This is a genomic window from Streptomyces sp. NPDC001339 (genome assembly GCF_042895955.1).
Lineage (GTDB): Bacteria > Actinomycetota > Actinomycetes > Streptomycetales > Streptomycetaceae > Streptomyces.
Map to the genome: position 1 here is coordinate 491,637 of NZ_JBIAWT010000003.1, position 23,850 is coordinate 515,486.

The window sequence follows — 23,850 nt, forward strand, 5'->3', positions numbered from 1 at the left end:
GAAAAGGGGGATAAAGGGGAGGAAAAGTAGGGAAACGGTACGTGGACCGGCGACAGGGACGGAAGAGCGGGCATGGCAGCGGACAGGGCCGGGGACCCGGCGGACAGCCCCGCGGAAAGACCGGCGCACGCGTCGTTCGATGTCGCGGACGCCGCCATGCTGCTCGTGGACGCCCGGGGCCGGGTCGAGAGCTGGCCCGGGACGGCCGAGCGCCTGCTCGGACATCCCGCCCGTGACACCGTGGGCCGTCCCGCCGCCGACCTGCTGACCCCCGACGACGCGGCCCGGCTGCCCGCTCTCGCCGCGGAGTGCCGGGCGCACGGCGGCTGGTACGGAACGCTGTCGGCGCGGCGCGACGACGGCCAACCGGTGGGCATCCAGGTGCAGGTGGTCCCGGTGACCGACCACGCGGGCCGGGAGCACTGGCTGGTCCTGACGGCTCCCGCACCCGCCGCACCCTCCGCGTACGGCTGGGAGACGAGCCGGCCGGTGCTGGAACGGATCGTGACGACCTCCCCTGTGGGCATGGCCGTCGTCGACACCGACCTGCGGTTCGTCTGGTCCAACCACGCGCTGGAACAGTTCGGCGGCGGCCCCGCGGACCAGCGCCTCGGACGGCGGCTGGGGGAGATCCAGCCGGGCCTGGACGCCGCGGCGCTGGAGGCGCAGATGCGCCGCGTCCTGCACACCGGCGAACCGGTGACGGGCTACGAGCACGCCGGCCGCGTGGTCTCCGACCCGTACCACGAGCGCGCCCAGATGATGTCCTTCGTCCGCCTGGACGACCCCGACGGCCGGCCGCTCGGGGTGTGCTACACGGTCATCGACGTCACCGAGCACTACCGCTCCCGCCGCCAGATGGCCCTGCTGGACCGGGCCGGCGAATACATCGGCCGCACCCTCGACGTGATGCAGACCGCCCAGGACCTCGCGGACGTGGCGGTGCCCGAGCTCGCCGACTGCGTCGTCGTGGACCTGCTGGACACCGTGGTCAGGGGCGAGGAACCGCTGCCGGGTCCGCTCAGCGACGCGGACACCGTCCCCCTGCGCCGCGGCGGCCAGCAGTCGCTGCGCGAGGGTGTGCCCGAGTCCACGATCGAGATCGGCGGCCTGGCCGGCTACCACGCCTCGTCGCCGCCCGTCCGCGCACTGGCCGGCGGCGGATCGTGGCGGGCCGAGCGGCTGGATCCGCACGCCCCCGACTGGGCGGCCGAGGTCCCCGGCGGACACCGTGCGCACTTCGGGGAACTGGGCCTGCACACCGCGATGGTGGTCCCGATCCGCGCCCGCGGCACCACCATGGGCGTGGCCACGTTCTTCCGCGGCCAGGGCGACGACGCGTTCACCGAGGACGACCTCCGCCTGGCCGAGGAGTTCGTCGCCCGGGCGGCGGTGTGCATGGACAACGCCCGCCGCTACACCCGGGAACGTCAGGCGGCGCTCGCCCTCCAGCGCAGCCTGCTGCCGCAGAGCTCCCCCGCGCAGGACGCCGTACGGGTCGCCTCCGCCTACCGTCCCGCCAACGAGCTGGGCGACATCGGCGGCGACTGGTTCGACGTCATCGCGCTGTCCGGCGCACGGGTCGCCCTGGTCGTCGGCGAGGTCACCGGCCATGGCATCGACGCCGTCGCCACCATGGGCCGGCTGCGGACCGCCGTGCAGACCCTCGCCGCACTCGATCTGCGCCCCGAGGAGGTGCTCGCCCACCTCGACGACGTGGTCGACCGCCTGGCGCGGGAGGAGAAGGGCCGCCGGACGGACGCCGTGGCGCTCGGCAGCAGCTGCCTGTACGCCGTCTACGACCCGATCGGCCGGACCTGCACCATGGCCAGCGCGGGACACCCCGCGCCCGCCGTGATCGCCCCCGACGGCACCGTCGCCTTCACCGACCTGACGGTGGGCCCGCAGCTGGGCGTCGGCGGCCTGCCCTTCGAGTCCTCCGAGCTGCCGGTGGCCGAGGGCAGCGTGCTCGCGCTGTACACCGACGGCCTGCTGTCCGGCACCGGCGCCGCCCCCGGCCGCGCCGGACGGGAACGGCTGCGCGACGCCCTCGCGGCACCCGGTCTGACGCTCGACGCGCTCTGCTCCCACGTCGTCGACGAGCTGGTGTCCGCCCGGACCCTGGACGACGCCGCCCTCCTGCTCGCCGAGACCTGTGCCCTCGACACCGGCCGGTACGCCACCTGGGACCTGTCCGCCGACCCGGCGGTCGTCGCCGAGGCCCGCGCCGTCGTGACCGGACAGCTCGAACGCTGGGACCTGGCGGACCTCGCCTTCACCACCGAACTCGTCGTCAGCGAACTGGTCACCAACGCCATCCGCTACGCCGCCGGCCCGATCCAGCTCCGCCTGATCCGTGCACAGAACCTGATCTGCGAGGTGTCCGACGGCAGCAGCACGTCGCCGTACCTGCGGCACTCCCGCACGACCGACGAAGGCGGCCGCGGGCTCTTCCTGATCTCCCAGTTCACCGACCACTGGGGGACCCGCTACACCACCCGCGGAAAGGTCATCTGGGCGGAACAGCCCCTCTCCGGACAGGACTCCGGGGCGGTGGTGCGGCCGGTGCGGCCGGTGCGGGAGGGGGCCTGACAGCGGCGGCCGCACGTACGCGCCCCGTGTCGCCCCGGCGCCCGGCCCCGGCGCCCGGCACGGTGCCCGCCGACGGACCCACCCGCCACGGGTGCGAGAATGCGATGTCAGATCGGCGGCCCGTAGGCTTGCGGAGGGGAAAACGTGCAGGTCGGAGTGGACAGTTGAGATTTCTGCACACCTCCGACTGGCATCTGGGGCGGTCCTTCCACCGTGTGAACCTGCTCACCGCGCAGCGCGCGTTCCTCGACCACCTCGTCGAGACCGTGCGCGCCCGGGAGATCGACGCGGTGCTGGTCGCCGGCGACGTCTACGACCGGGCCGTGCCGCCGCTCGCCGCCGTCGAGCTCTTCGACGACGCCCTGCACCGGCTCGCCGGCCTCGGCGTACCCACCGTCATGATCTCCGGCAACCACGACTCCGCCCGCCGCCTCGGCGTCGGCTCCGGACTGATGGAGCGCGCCGGGATCCACCTGCGCACCGACCCGGCCGGCTGCGGTACGCCCGTCCTGCTCACCGACGCGCACGGCCCGGTGGCGCTCTACGGACTGCCGTACCTGGAGCCCGCCATGGTGCGGGACGCCCTCGGCGCGCCACGGGCCGACCATGCGTCCGTACTGGGCGCGGCCATGGACCGGGTACGGGCCGACCTCGCGGACCGTCCGGAGGGGACGCGCTCGGTGGTGTTGGCGCACGCCTTCGTCACCGGCGGCACGGTCAGCGACAGCGAGCGCGACATCACCGTCGGCGGGGTCGCCTCCGTCCCCGCGGCCGTCTTCGACGGCGTGGACTACGCCGCCCTCGGTCATCTGCACGGCTGCCAGACCCTCACCGAGCGGATCCGCTACTCGGGATCGCCGCTCGCGTACTCCTTCTCCGAGGCCGGTCACCGCAAGTCAGTCTGGGTGGTCGACCTCGACGCGGACGGCGCCGTGCGGGCCGAGCGGGTGGACTGTCCGGTGCCGCGGCCGCTGGCCCGTGTCCGGGGACCCCTGGAACGCCTGCTGGACGACCCGGCGCTGACCCGGCACGAGGACTCCTGGGTGGAGGCGACGCTCACCGACGCCGCCCGCCCGCATGAGCCGATGGCCCGGCTCGCCAAGCGCTACCCCCACCTCCTCAGCCTCGTCTTCGACCCCGACGAGGGCCCCGCCCGCTCCACCGCCTCGTACGCCCAGCGGCTCCGCGGACGCAGCGACCAGGAGATCGCCGAGGACTTCGTGGCGCACGTACGACCCGGCCGCGCGGCCGACGCGCACGAACGGGCCGAACTGCGCTCGGCCCTCGACGAGGTACGCCTCGACGAGGCGGCGGCGGAGAGCGCGCGATGAGGCTGCACCGGCTGACGGTGACCGCGTTCGGGCCGTTCGCCGCCACCCAGACCGTCGACTTCGACCGGCTCTCCCGCGACGGGCTGTTCCTGCTGCACGGGCCGACCGGCGCGGGCAAGACCTCCGTCCTGGACGCGGTGTGCTTCGCGCTGTACGGATCGGTGCCCGGAACGCGGCAGAGCGGCCAGGCGCTGCGCAGCGATCTCGCGGAACCGCTGACCCTCACCGAGGTCGTCCTCGAACTGACCGTGGCCGAACGGCGGTTGGAGGTCACCCGGCTGCCCGAGCAGCACCGCCCCAAGAAGCGGGGCAGCGGGACGACGAAGGAGAAGGCGCAGAGCCGGCTCCGGGAGTTCGTGCCGCACGGTGCCGACGGGACGGGCGAGTGGAAGGCGCTGAGCCGCTCGCACCAGGAGATCGGCGAGGAGATCGGACAGCTGCTCGGGATGAGCAAGGAGCAGTTCTGCCAGGTCGCCCTGTTGCCGCAGGGGGACTTCGCGTGCTTTCTGCGGGCCGACGCGGAGGCCCGTGCCCGGCTGCTCGGGCGGCTCTTCGACACCCACCGGTTCGCCGCGCTCGAAGAGCGGCTGAACGCGCGCCGCAGGACCGCCGCGGACCAGGTGGTGGCGGGTGACGAGCGGCTGCTGGCGCTGGCGCACCGGATGGCGCAGGCGGCCGGCGGCAGCGCCGACCCGGCGTCCGCTGCGGGTCTGGCCGCCGCCGTGGGCCTGGCCGGTCCGGCCGATGCCGCACGGCCGTCGGTTCCCGCACCGGGCCGGGGCGGGCCGGCCGCGGGCGGTGGCACGGCCGGCGGGCGCCAGCGGACGGCGGCGTCCCGCCGGACCACGACGGGTACGCGGACGGGGACGGCGGCGGGGACGGTGACCGCGACGGTACCGGGACAGGCCGGCGGCGCGGGGCGCGGCGGCCGGCGCGGAGCAGGCACGGCGGCCGGGGCCGGCGGCGAAGAACCGGCGGCACCGGGCCCCGGCGAGCCGGGCTTCACCGAGGCGGTGCTGGCCGGCGCCGCGATCGCCAGGGTGCACGCACGGGAGCGGCTGGAGATCGCCCAGGCGGCGGAGCGGGCGGCCGAGGAGGCCGAGCAGGACGCGGCCGGGCGCCTGGCCGAGGCCCGCGAGCGGCACCGCCTCCAGCAGCGGTACGCCGACGCCCGCCGCCGGGCCGCCCGGCTCGACGCACACGCCGAGGAGCGGGAGCGCACCCGCGAACGGCTGGCGCGGGCCCGCGCCGCCGCCGAGGTCGCCCCCGCGCTCGCCCTGCGGGACGCCGCCCGGCGCGAACTGGACACCGCGCAGCGCGCCGAACGCCGGCACCGCGACCTGCTGCCGTCCGGCCTCGCCGACGCCGGAAGCGAGCAACTCGCCGCCGGGGAACGCCGGTTGCGGGAGGAGCTGGGGTCGCTCGGGGCGGCCCGGCGGGCCGAACGGCGGGCCGCCGACATCGGCCGGGAACGGGACGCCCTCGACCGCGAGGCGCGCTCCGACGAGCAGGCGCTGCTGGACGCCGCCGAATGGCTCGCCGGATGGGACGACACCCGCCGCGCCCACCAGCGGCGCATCGACACCGCCCAGGAAGCCGCGGCCCGGGCCGGACAGCTCGGCGCCCGCATCGAACCGGCCGGGGAACGGCTCGCCGCGGCCCGCCGCCGCGACCGGCTCGACGGCGAACTCCGCGCCGCGGATGGCGACCTGCTCGCCGCCCGGGAACGCTCCGCGGCGGCACACGAGCACTGGCTCGACCTCAAGGACCGCCGGCTGCGCGGCATCGCCGCCGAGCTCGCGGCCGGGTTGCGCGACGGCCGGGCGTGCGCGGTGTGCGGTGCCACCGAACACCCCGACCCGGCCCGGGCGGGCGCCGGTCACGTCGACCGCGCCGCCGAGGAGACCGCGCTGGCCGCGCACCGCCGGGCCGAGGAGACCCGGCAGCGGGCCGAGGCGCACCACCAGTCGGTCAAGGAGACCCTGGCCGGCGCCGCCGCAGCCGCCGGAGACACCCCGACCGCCGAACTCGCCGCCCAGCTGGAGGAGTTGCGCGCCGCGCACGACCGCGACCACGTGCTCGGCGCGGACCTGCACGCCGCCCGCGAGGCGCTCGCCCGTGCCGAGCGGGAGTACGAACGGCGGCTCGGCGACCAGCGGCAGGCCGACCGCCGGGCCGCCGCCCGCACCTCCCGCCGTGAGGCACTCGATCGCGAACGGGCCGCCCTGGACGAGGAGTTGGTCCGGGCGCGGGGCGACAGCGCGAGCGTCGCCGAACGGGCCGGCCGGCTGGAGCGGCAGGTGGCGCAGCTCGCCGCCGCGGCCGAGGCATCCCGTACGGCGATGGCCTGCGGCCGACGGCTCGAGGAAGCCGGCGACGGGGCGTCCGACGCCGCCCACCGGGCCGGATTCGCCACCCCGCAGGCCGCCGCCGAGGCCCTGCTGCGGGACGACGCATGGCAGGCCCTCCAGCAGCGGCTCGACGACTGGCAGGCCGAATCGGCCGCGGTGACGGCCGAGCTGGCCGACCCCGAGGCGCGGGCCGCGGCCGGACTGCCGCCCACCGACCCGGAGGCCGCGCAGACCGCGCACCGGGCCGCCGCGGACCGGCTGCGCGCCGCCGCGACGGCCCACGCCACTGCCCGGGAACGCGTCACCGAACTCGACCGGCTCTCCGCCCGCGCCGAGGACGACGCCCGCCGGCTGGCCCCCCTGCGCGCCGCCCACGACCGGATCGCCCGGCTCGCCGCACTGGCCTCCGGCACCTCCGCCGAGAACGAGCGGCGGATGCGCCTGGAGTCGTACGTCCTCGCCGCCCGGCTCGAACAGGTCGCGGCCGCCGCCAGCGTCCGGCTGCACCGGATGTCCGCCGGCCGCTACACCCTCGTCCACTCCGACGAACGGGCCGGCGGTGCCCGGCGCTCCGGTCTCGGACTGCACGTCATCGACGCCTGGACCGGCCGCGAACGGGACACCGCCGGCCTCTCCGGCGGCGAGACCTTCTTCGCCTCGCTCGCCCTGGCGCTCGGCCTCGCCGATGTCGTCACCGACGAGGCGGGCGGCACCCGGCTGGACACCCTCTTCATCGACGAGGGCTTCGGCAGCCTCGACGAACAGACCCTCGACGAGGTCCTGGACGTCCTCGACGGCCTGCGCGAACGCGACCGCAGCGTCGGCATCGTCAGCCACGTCGCCGACCTCAGGCGGCGCATCCCGGCGCAGCTGGAGGTCGTGAAGGACCGGACGGGGTCGAGGCTCCGGCTTTCCGCTGCGCTTGGCTGACTCTCCGCTGCGCTTGGCTGGCTTCCCACGTTTTTGGCTTTCCCGCCGTACCTCCGTTTCGCCGTTACGCCTGCGGCGGGCGTGGGTTTGTCGGGTGCGGGTCCGCTCCTCCGGACTTCGTCCTGCGGAGCGGACCCTCCCGTGAGGGGGAGGGAATCAGGCCGGTGGGGGTGAACCCGCGTGGAGCACTGCGCGCGGATGTGGCACCCCCACCGGCCTGACGGGGCTAGAGGGCGGACAGCTCCGTCAGCAGATCGTCCAGGCCCAGCGACCCCTGAGACAGTGCCGCCATGTGCCAGGCCTTGAGGTCGAAGTCCGCGCCGTGCCGGGTGCGGGCCGCGTCCCGGCCGCGCAGCCAGACCCGCTCGCCGAGCTTGTAGCCGATCGCCTGGCCCGCCATGCCCTGGTAGCGGATGATCTCGCTCTCGACGTAGTCGGCAGGCCTGCCGCAGTGGCGGGTCAGGAACTCCTGCGCCAGCTGTGGCGTCCAGCGCTCACCGGGGTGGAACGGGGAGTCCGCCGGGATCTCCAGCTCCAGGTGCATACCGATGTCGATGATGACGCGGATGGCGCGCGTCATCTGCGCGTCGAGGTAGCCCAGCCGCCGCTCGGCGCTGGTCAGGAAGCCCAGTTCGTCCATGAGGCGCTCGGCGTACAGCGCCCAGCCCTCGACGTTGGCGCTGACGATGCCCACGGTCGTCTGATACCGCGAGAGCCGGTCGGCGACGTGCACCCACTGCGCCAGCTGGAGGTGATGGCCCGGCACGCCTTCGTGGTACCAGGTCGAGACCAGGTCGTACGCCGGGAAGCGGGTCTGGCCCATCACCGGCAGCCAGGTGCGGCCGGGGCGGGAGAAGTCCAGCGACGGCTGGGTGTAGTACGGGGCGGCGGCGCTGCCGGGCGGGGCGAGCCGCGACTCGACCCGGCGGACCCGCTCAGCCAGGTCGAAGTGGGTGCCGTCCAGTGCCTCGATGGTCTCGTCCATCAGCGACTGCAGCCACTGCCGGGTCTCCTCGGCGCCCTCGACCGCCTCGCCGTGATCGTCGCACCAGGACAGCGCCTCCCACGGGGTCTTGGCGCCGGGCAGCACCTTCTGCGCCTCGGTCTCCATCTCGGCCAGCAGCCGGTGGAACTCGGACCAGCCGTAGGCGTACGCCTCGTCCGGGTCGAGGTCGGCGCCGTTGTAGTAGCGGGCGAGGCGGGTGTAGCGGTCGCGGCCCACGACGTCCGGCGCGCCGGCGACGGCCGGTGCGTAGCGGTCCCGGAACCAGTCGCGCAGCTCCACCAGGGCGCCGGTCGCGACCGCCGCGGCCTCGGTCAGCTCGGTGCGCAGCGCGTCCGGGCCGGGGTCGGTGAACTCGGCGAACCAGCTGCGGCCGGTGCCGATCCACTCGTCCAACTGGCCGATGACGGTGGCGACTTGGCGCGGCCCTGCCGGAAGGTCCCGCTTGAGTCCGGCGTCCAGTGCGGCGCGGTAGCCCTCCAGCGCGTCCGGTACGGCACGGAGCCGCCGGGCGATCGCCGCCCAGTCCTCGTCGGTCGCGGCGGGAGTGAGCGTGAAGACCTCCCGGACGTGGTGCAGCGGTGAGCTGAGGTTGCTGACCGTGCGCAGGCCTTCGCCCGCCTCGTGCACGGCCAGTTCGGAGGTCAGCCGCTCGCGCAGCAGCCGGGCGCAGATCCGCTCGGCGGGGCCGTCCGCGCCCGGCCGGGCCTCGGCCGCGGTGAGCTTCTCCAGTGTGGTACGGGCGAGTTGGGCCACCGCTTCCTGGCCCGTCGGCGAGAAGTCGGGGAGTCTGCTCGAGCTCTCGGGGATGCCGAGGAAGGTGCCGGTGATCGGGTCCAGGTCGACGAGGGCGTCGACATGGGCGTCGGCGACCTGGCGGGGCAGCTCGCCGCCCGCGGGAGGAGTGATGTTGGGCATGCGGGCCATCCTCGTACGGATCCCCCCGCCGCGTCACCCTCAATAGGCCGTACGTTCCTGTCGTTTTACGGTGCTCTTGCTTTGTGCGGCTGCCTTGTGCGGTTGCCTCGTGCGGCGGCCGGCCGGGCGTCGGAACGCCGGGCCGGCCGTAGCGCGGTGTGGAGTGGGGCGGCATAGGGGGATATGCGGGAGGGGCGGGGTCAGGAGCTCCCGGTGCCGTCCTGGGCGGCGCCGACGCTCCGGGCCGGGACGCCCGCCGGACGGGTGGTGATCACCAGGGTGCCCTCCTCGATCTGGTAGTCGAGCGGCAGTCCCAGGCCGCGCATCGCCGCCACCATGCCCGTGTTGGACGCCTGAGTGATCGCGTAGACGCTCTCGCAGCCGGCCTCCGCCGCCATCTCCACCAGTCGGCGCAGCAGCTCCGCGCCGATGCCGCGCTGCTGCCAGACGTCCTCGACCAGCAGCGCCACCTCGGTCTCGTCGCCGTCCCACAGCAGATGGCCGAGCGCCACCAGCCGGCCGGACGTCTCCACCACCAGGGTGCGGCCGAACCGCGGGCTCAGCAGATGCTCCAGGTAGCGGTCCGCGTCCCCGACGGGGCCGTGGTAGCGCAGTGCCAGCGTCCGCGACGAGCAGCGGTCGTGCATCTCGCGGGCCGCGGCCAGGTCGGAGGCGTCGGCGCGGCGGACCGTGATCTCGTCGCCCTCCGGCAGGGTCAGCACATCGCGGCGCGGCGGCACCCGCCGGCCGAGCCGGGCGTCCAGTTCGACCAGCGCCCGGACCCGGGCGAACTCGGTGGGGGTGAACGGCAACTGCGGCCGTTCGATGGTCAGCGAGCCCCCGGACGGGTCGCGGAACCTCATCGCATGCTCTTCCAGCACCCCCTCGGCGGGGACCTCCTCGGCGAGCGGCCGCCCCGTCAGCGAGCGGGCGGGCACCGAGTGGATGGTGCAGCGTCCCAGCAACTGCCGCAGGACGAGCGGGAGTTCGGCGGAGTCCAGGGCCGTGCGGGTCGCCAGGCCGAGCATCCGGGTCGGAGCGTCGACGAGATCGTGCGTGTCGGCCCGCTCCAGCCAGCTGTGGGTGCCGCCCGCGCCGGCCACCGTACGGGTCAGCTCCCTGGGCGCCAGTGAGCCGGGCGCCCGCAGCAGGAACTCGTCGACCGTGCCCTCGGACAGCGGGTGGGTCTGCAGGCTCAGTATGTCCACGTGCTGGGCGGCCAGCGCCGCGCACAGCGCGGCCAGGCTGCCCGGCTCGTCACGGACCGTGGTCCGCATCCGCCACAGCACCGTCCCCTGGCCGCCCGCCCCGGAGGCCGGGGCGGCGGGTGACGGTGCCGTGGCGCCGGTATGGGTCGGCGGTGGGGCGTTCTCATGGCGTCGTGACCACCAGACGTGGAACGCCGCCGTGGCCACCAGGGCCACCGCCGCGGCGCACAGCAGCGCCGGACCCGACGGACCGTGCGCGATGGTGTTGGCGGCGGCGTCGGCCACCGCCACCGCGGTGAACAGGGCGGCCAGCTCGACGACCTCCCGGCGCCAGTGGTGACGGCGCGCCGAACGGGCAGAGGATGCTTCAGTCATGCACACACCCTCGCCGACAGGTGTTGCCTGATCACCAACACCGTGTGTCCGACGGGTAAAAGCACGACCGGGGCCCTTACTGCCCTACCCGTCCTGGGTGGAGCACCTTGCTGAACAGCACCTTTTCCCCCTCCTGGCGCAGCCGCACCGTCAGCTCCCCGCTCGCCCCGTCGATGTCGATCTCGCCGTAGTTCGGCGGACTCTCCGCCGGGGAGGTGTTGGCCCGGTCCGGTGCCCTGACGAACGCCTGGGCCGGCCCGAATGTTCCGTCGAGCGCCACCGCCTGGAACCCGCCCGCGTTCAGCGGCCCCGACACGAACTCCCAGAACGGCTCGAAATCCGTGAACGCCGCCCGCTCCGGTGCGTAGTGCTGCGCCGACGTGTAGTGGACATCCGTCGTGAGCCACAGGGTGCCGGTGATCCGGGCGTGTTTGATGTGCCGGAGCAGCTCGGCCATCTGCAGTTCGCGACCCAGCGGAGCGCCCGGATCACCCTGCGCCACCGCCTCGAAGTCCGTCTTCCCGTCCGGGACGACCAGGCCCAGCGGCATATCGGAGGCGATCACCTTCCAGACCGCGCGCGAACGCGACAGCTCCCGCTTGAGCCAGCGCAGCTGCTCGGCCCCCAGGATGCCCTGCGGGTCGTCGGTCTGCCGTCCGGGTGAATTGGCGTTGCGGTAGCGGCGCATGTCCAGCACGAACACATCGAGCAGCGGGCCGTGGCGCACCACCCGGTAGACCCGGCCTCGCCCGTCAGGCCGCAGCGTACGGACGGGGAAGTACTCGCCGAAGGCGCGCAGCGACCGGGCGGCCAGGACGTCCGCGTTCTTCTCCGTGTACCGGTCGTCGTCGAGCAGCTGTCCCGGATACCAGTTGTTGTGCACCTCGTGGTCGTCCCACTGGACGATCGTGGGCACCTGGGCGTTGAACCGGCGCAGGTTGGCGTCCAGCAGGTTGTACCGGAACGCGCCACGGAACTCCGCGAGCGTCTCGGCGACCTTCGCCTTCTCCTCGGTCGTCACATTCCGCCAGACCCGGCCGTCCGGCAGGGTCACCGTGCCGGTGATCGGGCCGTCCGCGTAGATGGTGTCGCCGCTGCACAGGAAGAAGTCCGGGTTGCGGCGCCGCATGTCCTCGAAGACCCGGTAGCCGCCGCGCTCCGGATTGATCCCCCAGCCCTGGCCGGCGAGGTCGCCCGACCAGTGGAAGCGGATGCCCGCCCGTCGCCCGCCACCACCCCGGCCGAAATCGCTTCGCCATGTGCCAGTGTGATGGTGCCTGCCCTCCGGGGCGGTACGAAAGGTGCCCGCAACCGGCTCGCCGGTACGGCGCGGGTCGTCCGGATCGGCCAGCACCACCCGGTAGTGGATCTGCTCACCGGCCGGCAGACCGTGCAGCGAGGTGACACCGGTGAAGTCCGTGTCCGGCCCCAGCACCGGCCCGCGCCAGGTCCTGGCGTTACGGAACGACTCGGTCGCCGCGGTCTGTACCACCATCCGGGCCGGCCGGTCGGACCGCACCCACACCAGACCCGAGGACGTCGTCACATCACCGGCCTGCACGCCCCATCCGGCGCCCGGCCGCCCGCCGCGGGCCTGGGCCGGCGCCGTGCCGGAGAGCGCCGGAAGCGCCAGCGCCGCGGAACCCGCCGCGGCGCCCCGCAGCAGCGAGCGCCGTACGAAACCGCCACCGGATCCCTGCACCGGACCGCCACCGGATCCCTGCGCCGAACCACTACCGGATCCCTGCGCCATCTGAAACCTCCATGCCGTGAGCGAGTGCGACAGCCACCGTTCGTATCGCTGTCCGGTGCCGTGTGGCCGAACGGACGGTGAACTCCGGCCTGTTCGGCCACGCGCCGGGCCGGGCTGTGGACGCGGGCCCCACCGGCCCGGCCCATGGTCGCAAGACCACCGGCCGACCGCCAGGACGTCACCGGCCGTGGTGCCCGCCCTGCCACCCCGTGCCACCCGTGCCCGTCCGCGGCGCTGTGGTGGTGAACGTCGCATCGCGCCATATCCGCTGGACAACGCGGGGACGGCCGGATGGGATGGGGGAGTGCCGCAGGAATCCGTGACCGAAGCCTTCGAGGAACACCGGCCCGTACTGTTCGGGGTCGCCTACCGCATGCTCGGCCGGGTGGCCGACGCCGAGGACGTGGTGCAGGACGCCTGGCTGCGCTGGGCGGGCGCCGACCGGACCGGGGTACGCGAGCCGCGCCCCTACCTCGTACGCGTCACCACCCGGCTGGCCATCGACCGGCTGCGGCAGGTGCAGGCGCGGCGCGAGTCCTACGTGGGCCCCTGGCTGCCGGAACCGCTGGCGACCGACGCCGCCGGGACCGCGCCGGACACCGCGGATCGGGCGGTGTTCGCCGAGTCCGTCACCCTCGCCATGCTCGTCGTCATGGAGTCGCTCTCCCCTCTGGAGCGCGCCGTGTTCGTGCTCCGCGAGGCGTTCGGCTACCCGTACACGGAGATCGCCGGCGCCCTGGAACGCAGTGAGGCCGCGGTGCGCCAACTGGCGGGCCGGGCCCGGCGGCATGTGCAGGAGGGCACACCGCGCTTCGAGGTCGATCCGGACCGGCAGCGCGACCTGACCGAGCGGTTCCTCGCCGCGGCGGCCGGCGACGACCTGGAGGGGCTGCTCAGCCTGCTGGCCGCCGACGCCCGGCTGGTGGGGGACAGCGGAGGCAAGGCCAAGGCCCCGCTGCGGGTCATCGAGTCCGCGGACAAGGTCGCCCGCTTCTTCTGCGCCATCGCCAGGAATCCGGAGACGGCCGCGGAGTACACGTTCCTCGAACTCAACGGTGGCATCGCCATGTTGACCCACCGGGGCGGCGTACCGGACTCCGTCCTCCAGCTCGGCATCCGGGACGGCAGGGTCCAGATGGTCTACGTGGTGCGCAACCCGGAGAAGCTGGCGTCGCTGGCCGCCCGCTGAGCGGCGGCCCGCAGGCCGAGGCGCGGGCTCGACAGCACCGGAACCCGGTGGCCCGGAGCGTCGGCCACCGGCGCCATGGACGCCTGCGCCAGGACGAGCACGTCGGCGTCCCGCACCCGCCGTGCAGCGGCGTCGACCGCCGCCAGATACCCCGCGGTGTCACCGGCCTCGAAACGCTCCCAGGCGCCCGGGGCCAGCTCCGTACGCACCCTGACCTCGCGCCCGGCCCGGCCGGCCTCCTCGGCGAGCAGCGCCTCTGTGGGTGCGAGGGTGCTCTCCAGCGCGGCGAGTACGACGATGCGCGGTCCGGCGGCGACGGCCGCCGCGGCCATCGGACGGTCCACCCGCAGGGTCGGGAGGCCGGCCGCGGCACCGGCCGCCTCCGCGACCCCGCCGATCGTCGAGCAGGTACACAGCGCTGTCAGCGCCCCGTCGCCCGCGGCCGCCCCGAGCACTGCGGAGATCTCCTCCCCGGCGGCTTCGGGCCCCTGCGCCCTTGCCCGGTCCAGGAGTTCCGGGCGTACGAAGTGACGCATCGCCAGGCCAGGGGCTTCCTCGTCGCGCAGTGCGTCGAAGACGGGGACATGGACGGGGGCGGTGTGGAGTACGGCAAGCATGGTCGCGAGGGTAGCGAACGGATGCGGGGTTGGTCTTGACCAAGGGTGGGGACGGCCATATCTTCGGGATACTGCAACAACCTTTCATAAAGAAGCGTTCATCACCGGGCGCGCGGGCGGGCCCGCATCGCCGACGCCTCGCGTGCGGGTCCGGATTCGATGGGGGTACTGCCCCGGGCGGGGCAGCGGCCAGTGCGGAGGACAGGGTGGGGACCACGCGGCTCGAAACGGCACCGGAGCCGAAGTACTGGCACCTGAAGACCGTGCTCAGCGACGCGCTGGACTCGGAGTTCGCGGTCGGTGAGATTCTGCCCAACGAACGCGATCTGGCAGCCCGGTTCGGCGTCGCCCGGGCCACGCTGCGACAGGCACTCGAACAGCTGGAGCTGGAAGGCAGGCTGCAGCGCCGCCGCGGCGTGGGCACCACGGTCGCTCCGCCGCGCGTCGGCGTCGCCGTCGGCCTCGCACGGCACACCTGGCCCGGCGCCCCCGGTGACGACTGGCAGCCGGGCGACGCCGCCGAGAGCGACAGGGTGCCGTCCGACGTGGCCCGCATGCTGGCGACCGCTCCCGGCGACCGGGTGCACATCGTGCGCCGCACCAGGGTCAGCCAGGGCCGGCCCGTCGCCGCCGAGCTGCTGTACGTACCGGCGGCCGCGGTCCCCGGATGCGCCGTTCCGGCCGCCTCCCTCACCGCACCCGCCCGCGCCCGGGCCGTACTGCGCGCGCTCCAGGACCTGCGGCTGGACGGACAGGACCGCACGGTGGAACTCGGCTCGGCCCGCGCCGAGGACGCCAGGCAACTGGACCGCCTGCCCGGCGCGCCCGTTCTGCTGGTGACGACCCGCTATGTCTCCGGCGGCCGTACCACCGCCGTATCGGTGGCGACGTACCGCGCGGACACCTGCCGGCTGACATTCGGCGAGAGCACGACGCTGCCACTGCTGGCCGGGTAGGGGAAGAGACGCCGCACATGGGAGCGGGCATAGCGAAGCCACTTGGCCTCGGAGGTGAAGCCCGGCATGGCCTGCATCATCGCGAGTGTGACCAGCTCGGCATCGGTCAGTTGCGGAGCGGTCCCGACCGCCGGACGCCGAGACGCCAGATGCGGTGATGTCTTCAGCAGGTCGTCGGTCTTCACATAGAGTGCCGTGGCGAGGGAGTCCAACTCTGTCTTTACACACTGAGCTCGGACTCCCTCCTTCCAGCCGCGTGGGCAATTCCCGGAAATAGATCACCATGTGGAGATCGGTGGTCGTTGCGGACTCAGGCGCCCACGGTCCCGTCAACACCCTCACGCAGAAAGTCCGCGTGCCCGTTGTGGCGGCCGTACTCCAGGAGCACGTGCACCATCACCATCCGCAGCGACACCTCTTCGCCCCACCTTGGCTGATACCCGGACCGGTCCAGGGACTCCGCCTCCTGCTCGATACGGCGCGAGTTCTCCACCTCGGCCTCCCAGGCTGTGAACGCCTCGTCCCTGGTCGACGCGCTCGCGTCGTACGCTGCCTGAAAGTCGATCTTGTCGGACCAGACCATGGGCGCGTCGTTGTCCTCGAACACTCGACGGAACCAAGCACGCTCCACCTCCGCCATGTGCCGCACCAGACCGAGCAGCGACAGCGTGGACGGCGGCATCGACTGCTGCCGCAGCTCCTCGTCGGTAAGCCCTTCGCACTTCATGGCAAGGGTCGCGCGGTGGTAGTCGAGGAAGGCCCGCAGTATGTCGCGTTCGCTTCCCGAACTGGGCGGTCCTAAGCGATTGTTGCTGGTCACTGGCCTTGCTCCTCATCCGTGTCTGCACTCAGGGCCAGTATCTACTCCCGTCGGCTGTCCTCGTACGAAGGCTGTCAACCGGACCGGACTGTCACCACGGAGATCGCCGGTCACAGGAATCAGCAAGGCTCATCGGCTACCCCCAGCTGCAACTACCCCTTGGAATCGATCATCTAGGGGATGCCATGGCGCCCCCTGCAGGGCCACAACGGGGTGGGGCGGGTAGTCCCGGGGTGTGGGTGGTTCAGCGGCGGGATGTTGCTGTGCCCTCCACTGCGAAGAGTTCGCCTTCCAGATGGTCCAGGGCCAGGCGCAGGGCGCCGGTGGCGACCGCCGCCTCGCCCAGCTGCGACAGCATGACCTGTGGGGGGCGCAGGCAGTAGCGGGCCAACTCCCGGCGCAGCGGCGTCAGGACGTCGGACAGTCCGGCCGCCCAGCCGCCGATCACCACCAGCTCGGGGTCGAGCGCCAGTACCAGGGCCGCGACATCGTGCACCAGCCGCTGGAGGAAGCGGTCCACCGCCTCCCGGGCCCGTGCGTCACCTTCCCGCGCCGCCGCGAACACCGCGGCGACCTGCTCCTCGTCCAGTGGCTGCAGCGGCTGACCGGTCGTCGACAGCAGCTTCTCGGGCCTGGCTTCGCGGCCGAGCAGATGCAGCGCGCCGATCTCGCCCGCCGCTCCGCCGAATCCCCGGTGCAGCCGCCCGCCGATCAGCGAGCCGGCTCCGGGGCTCAGCCCGGCCAGGACGAACACCACGTCGTCGGAGCCGGCCGCCGCGCCCTGCCAGTGCTCGGCCACCACCGCCGCGTTGGCGTCGTTCTCGACCAGCACCGGGCAGCGGAACGACCGCCGCAGCCGGTCGCCCAGCGGGAGTCCCGTCCAGCCGGGCAGTGCGGTGCCCAGCCGTACGGTGCCGTCCGCCTCCACGATGCCGGGGGTGGCCACCCCGACGGCCCGCAGCGAACCGCGCGGGACGCCCGTACGGCGCAGCAGATCGGCCACCACTGTCCGGACCCGCTCCAGCCGGTCATCGGCCGGGGCGGTCTCCTCCACGGCACGCTGCCCGGTGTCCACCACGCGGCCGCTCAGATCGGCCAGCACGGCCGTGACGCGGTGCGGCCCGATCTCGATGCCCAGCAGGTGGCCGGCCTCGGTACGGAACCGGAACCGGCGCGCCGGGCGGCCCTGACGGCGGGTCTCCCCCTCCTCGGCGGGCACCTCGACCACCAGGCCGGTCTCCATCAGTCCCTCGACCACGCCCTCGACCGTGGGCCGGGACAGCCCCGCCACCTGGACGAGGCGGGTGAGAGTGGACGCGTCCGCGGCACGCAGCGCGTGCAGTACCGCGGCGGAGTTGATCCGTCGCAGCAGGGAGGGATCCCCACCGGTGAGCCGCCCCAACGTCCGTCTCCCTCGCTCGGCGTATGGGGCGGATCGTAGCCGGTCAGGGGGTGTGCGGCGAGCCCTGGAGGGGCGCGGGCCGGGTGCCCGTCATGGGCCCCGTGCCCCCGACGGAGGGTCAACGGAGGGTCAATTGTCAGACCTGGCAGGTTTACTGAGGGCATGAGACTGGACGAGCAGTTGAACGCCATCGACCTGTTGTGCCTCCGGCCGTTCCCGGCCGAGCGGGGCCGGTCCGCCTTGGCCGAGAGCGGGCCGGGCTTCCACATAGCCGGTCTGCGGGTCGGCGACGCGCTCTGGGACGCGGACCTCACCGAGGTGGCGGAGGCGGAGGAGGAGTTCGACGCCGGACTCACGGCTCTGGTCCAGGCGCTGTCGTTACGGTGGGGCGCACCCGAAACCGTCGATCTCGCCGCTTGTCTGGAGCGGACGGCGAGGGGCCTGCCGGTGCGGCCTCCGCTGGACACTCTCTGCGGATATGTGCCGCGGATGCACGGCTGGCGGGTACGGGGCCGCTGGATCGGCGTCGGGGTGGGGCAGGGCGGCCGCGAGCTGCCCTTTCAGCTGCTGGTGGCGGTAGGGGAGGAGGACGTGGTGGACACGGTGGACGCGGTGGACAGGGCCGGATAGCGGGGGGAGGAGGACGTGGTGGACACGGTGGACGCGGTGGACAGGGCCGGATAGCGGGCCCGGCGTTCGTGCCGTCCGCCGCGTCGTCCTCAGCCGTGCCGGGGCTCCGTCGCGTCGGGCTCCGGGAACGCCGCCGCGCGCAGGCGTCCGTACTCCTCCGCCATCGTCCGCAGGGTCCAGTGGGCGTTCAGGCCGCTCGGGTTGGGCAGCGCCCAGATGCGGGTGCCGCCCAGGGTGCGCTCCTGCGGTCCGATCGTGGCGCGCTTGTCGTCGAAGGCGACGCGGTACGCCGTGACACCGGCGACGGCGAGCCAGTGGGGGCGGAGCCGGGCCACCTTCTCGGCCAGCAGCCGGCCGCCCTCGCGGTACTCCGCCGCGGTCAGCTCGTCGGCCCTGGCGGTCGCCCGCGCCACGACGTTGGTGATGCCCAGGCCGTGCGCGAGCAACTCCTCCTGCTCGGCGGGCCTGAACTGACGGGGCGTGAATCCCGAGGCGTGCAGGACCGGCCAGAAGCGGTTGCCGGGTCGGGCGAAGTGGTGGCCGGTGGCCGCCGTCATCAGCCCCGGGTTGATCCCGCAGAAGAGCACCCGCAGGCCGCTCGCCGCCACGTCCGGGACGAGGCGGTCACGAGCGGCCTCCAGTTCTTCGGGTGTGAAGCGCATGTCAGAGGATCGCGCCCGGGGTGTACGCGGCGGCCTCCGGGTGCTGCTTGGCGACCTCCTCGATCCGGGCGACGACGGACGCCACCTGGTCGGCGGCGGCACCCGTGAAGGAGAGCTTGTCCGCCATCAGCGCGTCCAGCTGAGCCCGGTCCAGCGGGATCCGCGCGTCGGCGGCCAGCTTGTCCAGCAGCTCGTTGCGCTCGGCGCCCTGCTCGCGCATCGCCAGCGCCGAGGCGACCGCGTTCTCCTTGATCGCCTCGTGCGCCACCTCGCGGCCGACACCGGCGCGTACGGCGCCCATCAGCACCTTCGTCGTGGCGAGGAACGGCAGATAGCGGTCCAGCTCACGGGCGATGACGGCCGGGAAGGCGCCGAACTCGTCGAGCACGGTGAGGAAGGTCTCCAGCAGACCGTCCAGTGCGAAGAAGGAGTCCGGAAGGGCCACCCGGCGCACCACGGAGCAGGACACATCGCCCTCGTTCCACTGGTCGCCGGAGAGCTCACCGGCCATCGACGCATAGCCGCGCAGGATCACCATCAGGCCGTTGACGCGCTCGCAGGAGCGGGTGTTCATCTTGTGCGGCATCGCCGAGGAGCCGACCTGGCCGGGCTTGAAGCCCTCGGTCACCAGCTCGTGACCGGCCATCAGCCGGACCGTCTTGGCGAGCGACGAGGGGGCTGCGGCGAGCTGCACCAGCGTGGTGACCACGTCGTAGTCCAGGGAGCGCGGGTACACCTGGCCGACGGAGGTGAAGGCCCGGCCGAAGCCGAGGTGCGCGGCGATCCGCTGCTCCAGCTCGGCGAGCTTGCCCGCGTCGCCGCCGAGCAGGTCCAGCATGTCCTGCGCGGTGCCCACCGGGCCCTTGATGCCGCGCAGCGGGTAGCGGGAGAGCAGGTCCTCCAGCCGCGCGTACGCCACCAGCAGCTCGTCCGCCGCGGTCGCGAAGCGCTTGCCCAGCGTCGTGGCCTGCGCGGCGACGTTGTGCGAGCGGCCGGCCATCACCAGCTCGGCGTGCTGCGCGGCCAGCGAGCCCAGGCGCGCCAGCACGGCGACCGTGCGGTCCCGCATCAGCTCCAGCGACAGCCGCACCTGCAGCTGCTCGACGTTCTCCGTCAGGTCCCGGGAGGTCATGCCCTTGTGCACCTGCTCATGGCCGGCCAGGGCGTTGAACTCCTCGATCCGGGCCTTGACGTCGTGCCGGGTGACCTTCTCGCGCTCGGCGATCGACGCCAGGTCGACGGTCTCCAGGACGCGCTCGTAGTCGGCCGGCGCCTGCTCGGGGACCTCCACCCCCAGGTCCTTCTGGGCACGCAGCACGGCGAGCCACAGCTTCCGCTCCAGCTTGACCTTGTATTCGGGGGACCACAGCACGGCCAGCTCCGTGGAGGCATAGCGGCCGGCCAGAACATTGGGGATGCGAGGCTTCGCAGACACAGCAGTCACGTGGTCAGAGTCTACTGGCGATTCGCGCAGGCCAGCGCCCCGGTCCCGGCCGTACTTTCCTCCAAGCGGCGTACCGGGCGCTCACGCCTCGTACGGCACCAGTTCGGGGCGCTTGGCCGGACGTCCGTCCCCGGAGGACCGGCCGGTCAGCCGTCGGCCTATCCAGGGCACCAGATGCTCCCGGGCGAAGCGCAGGTCAGCGGCGCGCCGCGCGCCCCAGGCCGGCGGTACGGCGGCCGGCAGCGGCGCGTCCCAGTCCGACTCCGCGGGCAGGCCGAGCGCCTGCCAGACCGCCTCCGCCACCCGGCGGTGCCCCTCGGCGTTCAGATGCAGCCGGTCGTCCGCCCACAGCCGGGGATCGGCCAGGGCCTGTGACGCGTACAGGTCGACGACCACCGCGCCGTGCCGCGCGGCCACCTCGTCGATCCGCGCGAACAGCCGCTCCATACGCGGGCGGCAGCGCTCCAGCACCGGACCCCGCCGGCCCGGGCTGCGCATCAGCACCAGCTGCCCGCCGCCCTTCGCCAGCAGGTCGGCGGCGGTCTCCAGCGTGGCGCACACCCGCTCCACCTCGCACCGGGGCCGCAGGACGTCGTTGAGGCCGCCGACCAGGGTCACCAGGTCCGCGCCCATCGAGGCGGCCGGCCCGCACTGCTCGTCCGCGATCTGCCCGATGAGCTTGCCGCGCACCGCGAGGTTGGCGTACCGGAAGCCGGGGGTGCGGGCCGCCAGCCGGGCGGCGAGCAGATCGGCCCAGCCGCGGTACGAGCCGTCCGGCAGGCCGTCCGACATCCCCTCGGTGAAGCTGTCGCCGACCGCGACGAAACTGGTGTATCGGGCATGCGTCTCCATAGCGCGGAGATTTTATCGGCCGTACGTTCTGCCCCGTCCCAGGGAGGGGGCGGAACGCGGGGCCGAGGCGTCACAGCACCAGCTGCCTCAGCACGTCCTCCATGGTCACCAGCCCCGCCAGCCGCCCGTCGTCGCCGATCACCGCGGCCAGGTGGGTACTGGAGCCGCGCATCGCCGTCAGGACGTCGTCCAGCGGCGTCGAGGCCTTGACCCGGGCGATCGGGCGCAGCGCCGAGACGGGGAACGGCAGCTGCCGCGGGATGGCGCCCAAGGCGTCCTTGACGTGCAGATAGCCGAGGATGCGCTGGGTGTCGTCGACCACGGGGAAGCGGGAGAAGCCGGACGCGGCGGCGAGGCGCTCCAGCTCGTCGGGCGTGGTCCCCATCCGGGCGGAGACGACCTTCCCGACCGGCAGCACCACGTCCCGGACCGGGCGCCGGCCCAGTTCCAGAGCGTCCCGCAGCCGTTCCTGGGCGCGTTCGTCGAGCAGCCCGGCCTGCCGGGAGTCCTCGACCATCCGCGCCAGCTGGTCGTCCGAGAAGGTCGCCGCCACCTCGTCCCGGGTCTCCACCCGCAGCAGCCTGAGGAGCCCGTTGGCGAACGCGTTGATCGCGAAGATCACCGGGCGCAGCGCCCGGGCCAGCGCGACCAGCGGCGGCCCGAGCAGCAGCGCGGTGCGCACCGGCTCGGCCAGGGCGACGTTCTTCGGCACCATCTCACCGAAGAGCATGTGCAGATACGTGGCCAGGGTCAGCGCGATCACGAACGAGACAGGGTGGACCAGCGCGTCCGTGATGCCCACCGCGTGGAACACCGGCTCCAGCAGGTGCGCGATGGCCGGCTCGGCGACCGCGCCCAGCACCAGGGTGCACAGTGTGATGCCCAGCTGGGCGGCCGCCATCAGGGCCGAGACGTGCCGCAGACCCCACAGCACATGGCCCGCCCGGCGGTCCCCGCGCTCCGCGTACGGCTCGATCTGGCTGCGGCGCACCGAGATCAGGGCGAACTCGGCGCCGACGAAGAAGGCGTTGACGACGAGCGTCAGCAGACCGACGAAGAGCTGGAGTGCGGTCATCGGCCGGCCTCCTCACCCCGCGCCTGGGTGCCGTCCGGCGGCGGGGCGTGCAGCAGCACCCGCGCCGCGCGGCGGCCGGTGGCGTCGAGGACGTCCATCGACCAGCCGGCCACCTCCAGGTGGTCGCCGGCGGCCGGTATCCGCCCCAGTCCGGCGGCGATCAGGCCGGCCAGGGTCTCGTACGGGCCCTCCGGCAGCCGGAGGCCGATCCGCGCCAGCTGGTCGGCGCGGGCCGCGCCGTCGGCCTGGTAGAGACCGCGGCCGTCGGCGTCGGTGCCGGCCGGCGCCAGGTTGGGGGTCTCCAGCGGATCGTGCTCGTCGCGGACCTCGCCGACCACCTCCTCGACGATGTCCTCCAGCGTGGCGACGCCGGCCGTACCGCCGTACTCGTCGATGACCACGGCCATGGTCCGCTTGCCCGAAAGCCGGTCGAGCAGCCGGTCCACGGTCAGCGTGGCGGGGACCAGCAGCGGCTCGCGCAGCAGCTCGGCGACCGGGTGACGGGGGCGCCGCTCGGCGGGGACGGTCAGTACGTCCTTGATGTGCGCGATGCCGACGACCCGGTCCAGGCTGCCGCGGTAGACGGGGAAGCGCGACAGCCCGGTCGCCCGGGTGGCGTCGGCGACGTCCTCCGCGGTGGACTGCACGTCCAGCGCCACCACCTGCACCCGCGGCGTCATGACGTTCGCCGCGGTCAGATCGGCGAGGTTGAGGGTGCGGACGAACAGTTCGGCGGTATCGGCCTCCAGCGCGCCCTCCCTGGCGGAGTGCCGGGCCAGCGCCACCAGCTCCTGCGGGCCGCGGGCCGAGGCCAGCTCCTCGGCGGGCTCCAGCCCCATCCGGCGGACCAGGCGGTTGGCGGTGTTGTTGAGGTGCCGGATGAACGGCCGGAAGGCGGCACTGAATCCGCGCTGGGCGGTCGCCACCTTCCGGGCGATGACCAGCGGGTTCGAGATGGCCCAGTTCTTCGGGACCAGCTCGCCGACGACCATCAGGACGACCGTGGACAGCGCGGTACCGAGGACCAGGGCCAGCGAGTCGGCCGCCGCGTGCGGCAGCCCCACCGCGTTGAGCGGCCCCGTCAGCAGAGTGGCGATGGCGGGCTTGGACAGCATGCCGATGACCAGGCCGGTGACGGTGATACCGAGCTGGGCACCGGAGAGCTGGAAGGTGAGGCCACGGACCGCCTTCAGGGCGCTCTGCGCACCCCGTTCGCCGCGCTCGGCGGCGCGCTCGAGGTCACTGCGCTCGACGGTGGTCAGCGAGAACTCCGCCGCCACGAAGACGCCGCAGGCCAGGGTCAGCAGGATCGCCACGCCCAGGAAGAGCAGCTCGGTCATCGAGTCACCTCCGTCCCATCGTCGGCCAGGATCGGAAGGTTCGCGCAGTGTCGCGAGGGCGCTCGACGACTGGGAGGGTCGCCCATGACTGGACGCTCACACACCTTTCAATGGGGGAGGGGAAATCCAATGGTAAAGGATAAGCAAAAACGCTGCGCTTGGCTTGCTTCCCACGTTGTCGTCTGCGGCGCCGTACCTTCCGTTTCGCCGTTGCGCCTGCGGCGGGCGTGGGTGGGTCGGGCGCGGGTCCGCTCCTCCGGACTGGCGTCCTGCGGAGCGGCCCCTCCCGGGAGTGGGAGGGAAAACGGTGAGTGGGGGTGTACGCGAGTGGTCCACTGCCTGCAGGCGATCGGCTACTTACACCCCCCACCGGTCTTCTTCCACCCACCCACGGGAGGGGGC

General features: G+C 73.5%; 17 protein-coding genes and 1 pseudogene. 6 read left to right on the forward strand and 12 right to left on the reverse strand.

Going from position 1 to position 23,850, the window contains the following annotated elements; translation table 11 throughout:
- Positions 1-72: 72 nt before the first annotated feature.
- The 3 genes from ACFY12_RS11200 (at position 73) to ACFY12_RS11210 (ending at position 7,204) form a co-directional block, all read left to right on the forward strand.
- Positions 73-2,592, forward strand: a complete 2,520-nt coding sequence (locus ACFY12_RS11200) for a SpoIIE family protein phosphatase (RefSeq protein ID WP_390715495.1) — start codon at positions 73-75, stop codon at positions 2,590-2,592.
- A 164-nt stretch (positions 2,593-2,756) separates the two neighbouring features.
- Positions 2,757-3,923: an exonuclease SbcCD subunit D gene (locus ACFY12_RS11205; RefSeq protein WP_390715496.1), complete on the forward strand. Its 1,167-nt coding sequence runs from the start codon at positions 2,757-2,759 to the stop codon at positions 3,921-3,923.
- Entirely contained in the window at positions 3,920-7,204 is a 3,285-nt protein-coding gene (locus tag ACFY12_RS11210; RefSeq protein ID WP_390715497.1) for an AAA family ATPase, read from the forward strand. Before ACFY12_RS11205 ends, ACFY12_RS11210 begins: the two co-directional genes overlap by 4 nt.
- A 226-nt stretch (positions 7,205-7,430) precedes the next feature.
- Here ACFY12_RS11210 and ACFY12_RS11215 read toward each other — a convergent pair whose 3' ends face one another.
- The 3 genes from ACFY12_RS11215 to ACFY12_RS11225 all read right to left on the reverse strand — a co-directional run bounded on the left by ACFY12_RS11215 (position 7,431) and on the right by ACFY12_RS11225 (position 12,461).
- Positions 7,431-9,125, reverse strand: coding sequence for a DUF885 domain-containing protein (locus ACFY12_RS11215; protein ID WP_390715498.1), 1,695 nt, complete (start codon positions 9,123-9,125; stop codon positions 7,431-7,433).
- A 200-nt stretch (positions 9,126-9,325) separates the two neighbouring features.
- Positions 9,326-10,708 carry a GNAT family N-acetyltransferase gene (locus tag ACFY12_RS11220; protein ID WP_390715499.1) on the reverse strand — a complete coding sequence of 461 codons (1,383 nt, stop codon included), beginning with the start codon at positions 10,706-10,708 and terminating at the stop codon, positions 9,326-9,328.
- 76 nt (positions 10,709-10,784) lie between these two features.
- Positions 10,785-12,461: an alkaline phosphatase D family protein gene (locus tag ACFY12_RS11225; protein ID WP_390715500.1), complete on the reverse strand. Its 1,677-nt coding sequence runs from the start codon at positions 12,459-12,461 to the stop codon at positions 10,785-10,787.
- Positions 12,462-12,780: 319 nt separating this feature from the next.
- On the opposite strand from ACFY12_RS11225, the gene ACFY12_RS11230 reads away from it, so the two are divergent.
- Positions 12,781-13,650 carry an RNA polymerase sigma-70 factor gene (locus ACFY12_RS11230; RefSeq protein ID WP_390715501.1) on the forward strand — a complete coding sequence of 290 codons (870 nt, stop codon included), beginning with the start codon at positions 12,781-12,783 and terminating at the stop codon, positions 13,648-13,650.
- Here the strand turns inward: ACFY12_RS11230 and ACFY12_RS11235 are convergent.
- A complete protein-coding gene (locus tag ACFY12_RS11235) occupies positions 13,602-14,267 on the reverse strand; it encodes an arylsulfatase (protein ID WP_390715502.1) in 666 nt (221 codons plus the stop codon). The genes ACFY12_RS11230 and ACFY12_RS11235 overlap by 49 nt on opposite strands.
- 206 nt (positions 14,268-14,473) lie before the next feature.
- Between ACFY12_RS11235 and ACFY12_RS11240 the strand changes: the two genes are divergently transcribed.
- The gene (locus ACFY12_RS11240) at positions 14,474-15,223 is read left to right on the forward strand and encodes a GntR family transcriptional regulator (RefSeq protein WP_390715503.1); all 750 of its coding nucleotides are present in this window, start codon (positions 14,474-14,476) and stop codon (positions 15,221-15,223) included.
- On the opposite strand, the pseudogene ACFY12_RS11245 reads toward ACFY12_RS11240, so the two are convergent.
- The 3 genes and pseudogenes from ACFY12_RS11245 to ACFY12_RS11255 all read right to left on the reverse strand — a co-directional run.
- Positions 15,205-15,435, reverse strand: a pseudogene (locus ACFY12_RS11245) (IS982 family transposase); the annotation flags it as partial. The gene ACFY12_RS11240 and the pseudogene ACFY12_RS11245 overlap by 19 nt on opposite strands.
- 98 nt (positions 15,436-15,533) lie before the next feature.
- Positions 15,534-16,043, reverse strand: a complete 510-nt coding sequence (locus tag ACFY12_RS11250) for a DinB family protein (RefSeq protein ID WP_390715504.1) — start codon at positions 16,041-16,043, stop codon at positions 15,534-15,536.
- A gap of 244 nt (positions 16,044-16,287) precedes the next feature.
- Complete coding sequence (locus tag ACFY12_RS11255) at positions 16,288-17,445, reverse strand: ROK family protein (protein WP_390715505.1); 1,158 nt, start codon at positions 17,443-17,445, stop codon at positions 16,288-16,290.
- A gap of 162 nt (positions 17,446-17,607) precedes the next feature.
- On the opposite strand from ACFY12_RS11255, the gene ACFY12_RS11260 reads away from it, so the two are divergent.
- Entirely contained in the window at positions 17,608-18,075 is a 468-nt protein-coding gene (locus tag ACFY12_RS11260) for a hypothetical protein (protein ID WP_390715506.1), read from the forward strand.
- 89 nt (positions 18,076-18,164) lie between these two features.
- Here ACFY12_RS11260 and mug read toward each other — a convergent pair whose 3' ends face one another.
- From mug to ACFY12_RS11285, 5 genes are all read right to left on the reverse strand, one after another.
- On the reverse strand, positions 18,165-18,737 hold the full coding sequence (gene mug / locus ACFY12_RS11265) for a G/U mismatch-specific DNA glycosylase (protein WP_390715507.1): 573 nt from the start codon (positions 18,735-18,737) through the stop codon (positions 18,165-18,167).
- A gap of 1 nt (position 18,738) precedes the next feature.
- Positions 18,739-20,172 carry an adenylosuccinate lyase gene (gene purB, locus ACFY12_RS11270; protein ID WP_390715708.1) on the reverse strand — a complete coding sequence of 478 codons (1,434 nt, stop codon included), beginning with the start codon at positions 20,170-20,172 and terminating at the stop codon, positions 18,739-18,741.
- 90 nt (positions 20,173-20,262) lie between these two features.
- The gene (locus ACFY12_RS11275) at positions 20,263-21,033 is read right to left on the reverse strand and encodes an SGNH/GDSL hydrolase family protein (protein WP_390715508.1); all 771 of its coding nucleotides are present in this window, start codon (positions 21,031-21,033) and stop codon (positions 20,263-20,265) included.
- A gap of 70 nt (positions 21,034-21,103) precedes the next feature.
- A complete protein-coding gene (locus ACFY12_RS11280) occupies positions 21,104-22,108 on the reverse strand; it encodes a hemolysin family protein (RefSeq protein WP_390715509.1) in 1,005 nt (334 codons plus the stop codon).
- Entirely contained in the window at positions 22,105-23,448 is a 1,344-nt protein-coding gene (locus tag ACFY12_RS11285; protein ID WP_390715510.1) for a hemolysin family protein, read from the reverse strand. Before ACFY12_RS11285 ends, ACFY12_RS11280 begins: the two co-directional genes overlap by 4 nt.
- Between the last annotated feature and the right edge of the window lie 402 nt (positions 23,449-23,850).